11 protein-coding genes and 2 pseudogenes are annotated in these 7,219 nt (G+C 36.4%); 4 read left to right on the top strand and 9 right to left on the bottom strand.

Translation table 11 applies throughout. The features are described from left to right. Positions 1–249: pseudogene (locus ACFIMS_RS01010) on the bottom strand (PBSX family phage terminase large subunit); the annotation flags it as partial. Further along, the gene (locus ACFIMS_RS01015; RefSeq protein WP_273724397.1) at positions 230–544 is read right to left on the bottom strand and encodes a hypothetical protein; all 315 of its coding nucleotides are present in this window, start codon (positions 542–544) and stop codon (positions 230–232) included. The pseudogene ACFIMS_RS01010 and the gene ACFIMS_RS01015, both read right to left, overlap by 20 nt. A 297-nt stretch (positions 545–841) precedes the next feature. Here ACFIMS_RS01015 and ACFIMS_RS01020 point away from each other — a divergent pair, with 297 nt between their 5' ends. Next, positions 842–1,546: a hypothetical protein gene (locus ACFIMS_RS01020; RefSeq protein ID WP_375696300.1), complete on the top strand. Its 705-nt coding sequence runs from the start codon at positions 842–844 to the stop codon at positions 1,544–1,546. Positions 1,547–1,553: 7 nt separating this feature from the next. Here ACFIMS_RS01020 and ACFIMS_RS01025 read toward each other — a convergent pair whose 3' ends face one another. Together ACFIMS_RS01025 and ssb are read right to left on the bottom strand one after the other, a co-directional pair. Continuing rightward, entirely contained in the window at positions 1,554–2,048 is a 495-nt protein-coding gene (locus ACFIMS_RS01025) for a hypothetical protein (protein WP_375696301.1), read from the bottom strand. 52 nt (positions 2,049–2,100) lie between these two features. Continuing rightward, the gene (gene ssb / locus ACFIMS_RS01030) at positions 2,101–2,544 is read right to left on the bottom strand and encodes a single-stranded DNA-binding protein (RefSeq protein WP_375696302.1); all 444 of its coding nucleotides are present in this window, start codon (positions 2,542–2,544) and stop codon (positions 2,101–2,103) included. Positions 2,545–2,732: 188 nt separating this feature from the next. Between ssb and ACFIMS_RS01035 the strand changes: the two genes are divergently transcribed. Beyond that, the gene (locus tag ACFIMS_RS01035; protein WP_252619286.1) at positions 2,733–3,014 is read left to right on the top strand and encodes a type II toxin-antitoxin system RelE/ParE family toxin; all 282 of its coding nucleotides are present in this window, start codon (positions 2,733–2,735) and stop codon (positions 3,012–3,014) included. A 16-nt stretch (positions 3,015–3,030) separates the two neighbouring features. Next, on the top strand, positions 3,031–3,324 hold the full coding sequence (locus ACFIMS_RS01040) for a HigA family addiction module antitoxin (protein WP_004856691.1): 294 nt from the start codon (positions 3,031–3,033) through the stop codon (positions 3,322–3,324). Between the two features lie 148 nt (positions 3,325–3,472). On the opposite strand, the gene ACFIMS_RS01045 is transcribed toward ACFIMS_RS01040, so the two are convergent. From ACFIMS_RS01045 to ACFIMS_RS01065, 5 genes and pseudogenes are all read right to left on the bottom strand, one after another. Further along, positions 3,473–3,988, bottom strand: a complete 516-nt coding sequence (locus ACFIMS_RS01045) for a hypothetical protein (RefSeq protein WP_375696303.1) — start codon at positions 3,986–3,988, stop codon at positions 3,473–3,475. Further along, positions 3,975–4,322 carry a hypothetical protein gene (locus ACFIMS_RS01050; protein ID WP_375696304.1) on the bottom strand — a complete coding sequence of 116 codons (348 nt, stop codon included), beginning with the start codon at positions 4,320–4,322 and terminating at the stop codon, positions 3,975–3,977. The genes ACFIMS_RS01045 and ACFIMS_RS01050 overlap by 14 nt, the downstream gene beginning before the upstream one ends. A 182-nt stretch (positions 4,323–4,504) precedes the next feature. After that, the gene (locus tag ACFIMS_RS01055) at positions 4,505–4,891 is read right to left on the bottom strand and encodes a hypothetical protein (RefSeq protein ID WP_273754097.1); all 387 of its coding nucleotides are present in this window, start codon (positions 4,889–4,891) and stop codon (positions 4,505–4,507) included. After that, positions 4,875–6,081: pseudogene (locus ACFIMS_RS01060) on the bottom strand (YdaU family protein). The gene ACFIMS_RS01055 and the pseudogene ACFIMS_RS01060 overlap by 17 nt, the downstream one beginning before the upstream one ends. A 126-nt stretch (positions 6,082–6,207) precedes the next feature. Next, complete coding sequence (locus tag ACFIMS_RS01065) at positions 6,208–6,453, bottom strand: helix-turn-helix transcriptional regulator (protein WP_375633286.1); 246 nt, start codon at positions 6,451–6,453, stop codon at positions 6,208–6,210. Between the two features lie 99 nt (positions 6,454–6,552). Here ACFIMS_RS01065 and ACFIMS_RS01070 point away from each other — a divergent pair, with 99 nt between their 5' ends. Further along, complete coding sequence (locus ACFIMS_RS01070; RefSeq protein ID WP_375627583.1) at positions 6,553–7,155, top strand: S24 family peptidase; 603 nt, start codon at positions 6,553–6,555, stop codon at positions 7,153–7,155. The last annotated feature ends 64 nt before the right edge of the window (positions 7,156–7,219 follow it).

Genomic DNA, 7,219 nt, shown 5'->3' on the forward strand with positions numbered 1-7,219 from the left:
GTCGTGCGCTTCAATGGCGCGCTTAATCTCCTCCAATGAACTTTCTGCCAAAGAATTCTGAAACTGACGTGCACAAAGAATAGTCCCCGATATCCCTCTCCTACCAAATTGATAGCCTTTTAAAGCAGCCATCAATGCAAATGATCTTGTCTTTCCAGACCCTCGTCCACCCCACGCCGCTCGTACCAAAGCATCCCCATCAAAAATAGGGATAAGTTTTGGTACAATCTTAATCTGTCGTGTTGTCATGAACTAAAGGCGCGATTTCCACACGCGTTATCATCTTAATGGCTCCCCCATCTTCCCCTGTCACTTGAAGAGGCAAAATCTTCCCCAACAATGCCAAATAAGCAGCGGGGCATTTGATTGCCTGTTTTTCTAGATAAGAGACCAAACCATCATCACCATATTTCTTACCAGCGCGCTCTGCTGCCTTAAGCACTGCTTCTTTCAAAATACGTGTCGTTTTATTTGGCACACCTTTTACCCGCCCTTGACCTGCCTTTGGGGGCGTTCTTTTTGCAAGTTTTTCAGTGGTTTTCATGTGTGTTTCTTTTTGTAAACAAGACAATAAAAAAACCCCGCAAAAGCAGGGCTCTGAACAATCAGATAAACTTATAAGAAAGGTTATACCTTTACCGTAATTCTAGACGCAATTCGACTAGTACAGCAACGCCATAAAACACTATTTTTCATATCCTGTCAACAAAAAAATCACGATATTGTGTGTTTTTTATTTTTTTCACCTAAATCTACTGTCTTTAACAACCAACCACTCACAATTGTATCTTCTAAACGAATCAATTATATGACTAGAAACTAATAAAAAGCGGGGGAGAAAATGTGGTTTATTATAGGAATTGTAATCCTTATCTTAATAATCCCAATATTAATTGATATTATTATATTAGTAATTTACGGCATTGGATTATTTCTAGGGGGCATACTTGAAACTCTAAAAGAGTTCTTAAATTTAGTAGGAAAAATACTATTAACAATAATACTGCCAACGTTAGAAACTATCGATTATGCTTTTACAAAGGATAAAAGCAAATGGAACGAAATAATTGAGAAACGAGAAAGATTTAGAGAACATAAAGCGATTAAGAAAAAAAACGGAGAAAAAACGATAAATTATTACTTTCGTTTTGCTAAACGCAGCTTATTTTTATTCTTACGCCTTATGGCACTCTCCTATTTCACAGCAGTGGTTACCTTTATAATTATGTTTTCTACAGGGTACATCATTGCTACGTTTTTCCCCCGCTCTTTTGCCCCTTATTTGTTAGGGACAATTATTTTAATGCTTACTCTTCCCCTTACAGTCTGTATGGCACCAATCCAATATAGAATACAAGCGCTACCTGTTTCATTTTTACTACAAACAATGCTTCTCTGGATTCAGTTTCGCGAAAACCTCTCTATGGGTATTGTATTCTATATCGCATTCTTTGAGCTATTCGTATATATATTATTTAGCTTTTCTCACGCAGTATTTATAGCCGAAATATCAGAAGAGCAATCAACTTCCTTTGAAACATTATAACAAACATTTACCATTTAGTTTTTCTGTCAAAATATTTATGAAGCGCGTTAAGAGCGACCCGCAATGAATTCACAAGATGTGGTAATGTTTTGTCTTCGACAACAATATATTGTATTGCTGCATAAAGATTATACTGTCTATAGAGATGTTGTGTTTCTTTTATCACCTCTTGCATATTAGAAAACTGTTCTGTTGCAAATTCAACCCATTTTTCTCTTGCTTTGTCATCAGAAGATGATGGTATTTCGTCATAAACAGCGCTTGGTAAACCTTTTGCACACAAATAGTCATTTTTCACTTCAAGATATTTTTGCGCAGCATCATACTGGTCTTGAGTAAGCACACCTTGCAAACAAAGCCGCCCAACATAAGTACCAGCAAGCGGATTTTTAGCCTCTTCAATCGTCAAACCAAAGCGTTTAGCACGCATTTCAATTGCCAATTGATTAACAGGATCTTGACGTACTTTCACTTGTGAAATGTAAGCATCTTTCTTTTTCATACATCCCCTAATCTGTGGGAGCCCACATGTTTCTCTTTGCTCTATTTTTCAATCAAAATGGTATGCTGTCATTAAGAGATGCACTATGATCAGCAGCACCTGAAGCGATAGCATAATTTTGAGAAGTAACGGAAGAAGGGGCAGATTGATCTTTCTTTACATCAAGCAAATACAACTCGCCTTTGAATTGTGGCAAGACAATATCTGTTGTGTAATGGTCATGCCCATTTTTATCTTGCCATTTGCGTGTTTGTAATTTTCCTTCTACGTAAACTTTTGAACCTTTGTTGAGATATTGAAGTGCAATTTTTGCCAAATGTGGATTGAAAACCACAATAGAGTGCCATTCCGTTTTCTCTACTTTTTGATGAGTATTTTTATCCGTATAGCTTTCAGAAGTTGCTATACTAAAATTGACTATTTCTGTTCTAGAATTCATTGTTTTGCTTTCGGGATTAGCACCAAAGCGTCCTATTAATGTCACTTTGTTTAGCATGTTTTTTCTTACCTTAAATTTGTATTTAAATATGTAAAAAACCTTAGCGTAATTTTATTATTTTTTCAATTATTTCAATGATATATTATTAATTATTAACATATAAAATTATGTTTAATATGCTCTTTGATAAATAATTAATTGACATAAATGCATGGTGTATAGTATCAAGTATCAAGAGGGTATATATGGCAATCGTTAGTTTTAAGCATAAAGGGTTGAAATTATTCTTTGAAAGAGGAGTCTGCAAAGGCATACAACCCGCGCATGCTAAAAAATTAGCAAACATTTTAGTAATTTTAGATACAATATCCGCGCCTGAACAAGTTACTCTTAAATCGTATCGTCTACATGCGCTTACGGGCGATTTAAAAGGTTACTGGTCAATGCGTGTCAATGGAAATTGGCGTGTTACCTTTCGTTTCATTGGGACAGACGTTGAACTGGTTGATTATCAAGATTACCATTGAGTTTTGAGGTGTTATTATGATGTACAATCCTCCACACCCTGGCGGCATTTTGAAAGAAGAATTGCTTGATGAATTAGGGTTAACAGTAACAGAAGCTGCAAATCGTCTTGGCGTTGCACGTTTAACTTTATCCCGCGTCTTAAACTGCCATGCGGCGATTAGTATTAACTTAGCTTTACGGTTAGAAAAAGCGGGTTTAAATGATGCGGAATTCTGGCTTAAATTGCAACAAAAGCATGATTTGTGGCAAGCTCGGCATAACAGCCCAATCCCACATATTTCACCTCTAGAGCAAGTAGGGCATCTTTAGAAAGACTTAGCCCATCTTTCTTCACACCTAGAGGTCATGTTCTTTAAAATCAAGCAGCCCACGATAGTTTTTTATGCTCTTGTTGATTTTATCGAACGTTGAGAAGAGACAACGTAATCTGAACAGTTTTATAAAATCGGAAATTTTACTATGGCTTTTTAACTGAGCACTGTAGTGTGTAAATAGATATGTTTATTAAACTGCGTGTATGTAACATAAGAAACAATACACAAACTAAAAAGGAATACCAAAGAGCAATATTTGAGTACCAAAGTACAATATCCAATGAAAAAGAAAGCTTGTACTTCACGTACTTAGAGATGACAGGTAAAAAAACACTTTCTTTATAACTATTTGGAAAAATTAAAACGATAAGCGCTAAACTTATTAGTTTTAAGAGTCTGTGCAAATACTGTTGTAAATCACGTGTTAGTTTCACCCAACCCATTGTATCATCATCTTTATATTTTGGATTGTTCTGCAACTCAAAAGGAATATTAGAATTGCATAAAATTACAAAAATATTTGTTACTATTATCAAACCAAAAGATGCAAATATCAAAATACTTTGAATAAAGTAGGGATTTTTTTTAATTCCTAAAAAACATAAAAATATAAAAGTTATAATGCCAAACAAGGCTCTTAGCTGTTTATCTGTAAACATATTTATTTCCTGCGGTTTTCGATAATTTTTTGATCTCTTTATTGATCTCGTCTATAAGAGGTTCGTAATTCAGAATGCTTTTCGGAATAGCACCACCGTAAACCCATGCTTTCACCTGCGCTTTGGTACTAAAATCTGCATTTTCTGGTGTGGTATAATACTGGCCGCCATCAAACTTTTCACACTCTCTTGTTCCGTCTTCATATTCGTAGAGGTTGTAAAAATACTCCTCTGCTCCGTCCCCCCAAGGAACATAACCAACAGCTGTTGCAACAAACTCTTTTTGCATTGGTTGTTTACGCTTTTTTAAGAACAGGTCTTTTAATATTCTCATGTTTTTAGTCCATAATTTTACCAATTGGTCTATTTACCTTAAATTTTGACCGTACAGGGCGCTTTATATTACAGATATGTTTTCATCGTAAAATCTTTAAATCGCTTTGTACGGTACCTTTTTGTCGATTTAAACACATACCTAATCGTAAAATGATCAGCACTTTTCACTATTTTGCTGTTTTAAGCCGCTTTTGAATTGCTACTGTCATGACACTCTTCACTAGGCTTTCCTATTCTCATGAATGAAATGCGCTTGCCTCCTAAGGCTAGGTTACGCGTATTTTCAACTGCTGTAAAAACTCTCTCAGCAACACCATAAAGCCTGCTTTCTAAATCACGACAATACTGCGCTAGATCAGCGCATGAGGGCACAAATGTTGTGGACATGCCTTTTGCTTCACCACGTATAAGATTTTTAACAGCTTGCAATAAAGACCAGAGTGAAATGCCGTTAAGAGCTGCGATATAAGCCTTTGCACGCGCTTCTACATTCGAAACTTTTTGCATTGTCAAACCACCTTCAAGCACATCAAGAGCCTCTGCTATGTCTTCAACAGACGCTTTCACGGTAAGTAAGTTTTGAACAGTCTGATAAGCTTCTAAAGCTTGTTTCTCTAGGGTTTCTGTCAATTGAATGCCATTTCTCAAGGTCCATGGGAACTCCAGAGTTACACATTGCTCTATCTGTTGCACGGTATCTTGTAGAGGCGTCACTAAGCTGTGTTGCACCGATAAGATTACGGATTGTCTCTCCGGTACCACCACGAGTTCTTTGATCTTTTGAAAAGTTTCCATTGTTTCCACCATTGTTGTTCGTATTTTTTATTTTTTCTAAACCCTCGATAGCCCTGCGTACCCAGTTACGCCATGTTGCTTGCCAATCGGTTTTGGTTGCATTTGCTCCGGCTTTTGAACGCCAATAATCTCGAAACTTTGCAATTTCGACTTTGACGCGCTCTGGAGGCAAGCCCTCTGCAATGGCAAAATCGTAATCCGGTTCAAAATCCGTAGGCAATCGACAACCGCGATTAGCTTGCGCTCGTTTTGCTTTTTTGGGAACGTTCTCTTGCTCGTGAATGGGAGGTTGGTTGTCTGATGATGTTGTGATTTGCTCTGATGTGGTCTCAACAGCAGCAACCTCTGTTGGCTCGTCNGTCTGATGATGTTGTGATTTGCTCTGATGTGGTCTCAACAGCAGCAACCTCTGTTGGCTCGTCAACCTGTTCGTTTGTTTCTAAACTTTCAGAACCAATTTCTTTTTTTGCTAAAACGTTAGTTTTAGTTTTTTTATATATATTCTTATTCTGGTTCTTTATAGCTTGATTTTGCTTAGCGTTTGCTTCAGCAAAAAAAACGTTTTGCTTGTCATTTGCTTCAGCAAAATTATTAACATGTTGTTTTGTATTGTTTTTTGCTTGTGCACCTTTTTTACCAGCTTCACTACGAACTTGCGATATGTGCTCTTTTTTATCAGAAAAATCTTTTAGTTCTTCTTCAACGCGCGTATTCCACAATCCATTATCTGTCTCAACAAGTTTATCGTTCCTCATTAAGTATTCGACAATAGCTGCAAATTTTTTCTGCGAACAATTGCAAGCACGTGCAAGCGTTTCAAAATCTTCTTTAATTGGTGCTTTTTTATCGTACATGCGAACGAGAAGCGTCATATAAGCGCCCCTTTGCTCTAACGTCATTCCATCTGTACCACTTATCCAGTCATACAAATGGAATCTTATCCATGGCATACCATTAGACATGCGCATCCCCTTCTTTCATTAAATATAAATTAGTGATCATAATCCCCCCCTTAAAGCTGTTGCGTATTTATGCGTGCGCATGGTGACGCGTAATCTATTTATTTGATCTCTTTATTTAATGCCTGTTTAAGAATGTGAATGGTGCTGTTGATGTTCATTACTATCTGTAGGAGCAGCAATAAAAGCAGAACTAGAGCTAGAACTATCCTTCAACTTTTGCAGCTTTAAATAACTATTTAAAGATAGTCCTTTGCCTTGTTCCCAACGACAAACAGAGGCTTGCTTAACGCCTAAAATGTCTGCTAATTCTTTTTGTGTTAGCGATAAACACTTTCGGATAGATTTAATCTTGAATTTTTCCTCTGTGTCCATTTGAGTTAAGTCCTTTATTTTAACCATATACGCAATTGTATAGAGTTAATTAAAAAAAACAATAGATTTTTTTAATTTTAAAATCATAAGTAACTAATTATGACGAAAAATATCATTGCGACATTGCAAGTATTGCAATCTGAGTTTGGTCTTAATCAAAAAGATCTTGCCGATAGATTAAATGTAACCCAAGCGACCGTGTCAAGATGGTTAGGAAGTGAATCAGATCCCAGAGGTTCACACAGAGACTCAATTCTAGAACTTTATAAAAGCTTAAAAGGTTATAATCAAATTACTACAGTTGTTCCTGTCATGGGATATGTAGGAGCAGGATTAGAGATTGATACCGATGTTGAGCAAATCCCAGAAGATGGGCTTGAAACAATCGAAATACCATTTGATTTGCCTTTTGAAACAATAGGATTCATGGTTCGTGGAGATTCTATGTATCCCGTATATAAAGATGGTGATTTAATCGTAGTTAAACATCTGCAAACAAAGCCAATGAGCGATTATTACGGTGATGAAGTTGTCGTTCTAACAGAAGATAATAGGCGTTTCATCAAACAAATTACTCGCTCTTCAGAGGGCATTGTACTCAAATCATGGAATGCGCTACCTATTAAAAATGCAAAGATAAAATGGGTTGGAGAAATAGTTGCAATATTACCGCGCAAATCCTATCGTCTACTTATGAAGTAATCCCAATAAAGTTTTTGATTCTATTGCTTGTGAAGATGGCATTTAAGTGAAAATGCAAAAAAAA

Source organism: Bartonella sp. AP331QHHD, assembly GCF_042195905.1.
Taxonomy (GTDB): domain Bacteria; phylum Pseudomonadota; class Alphaproteobacteria; order Rhizobiales; family Rhizobiaceae; genus Bartonella.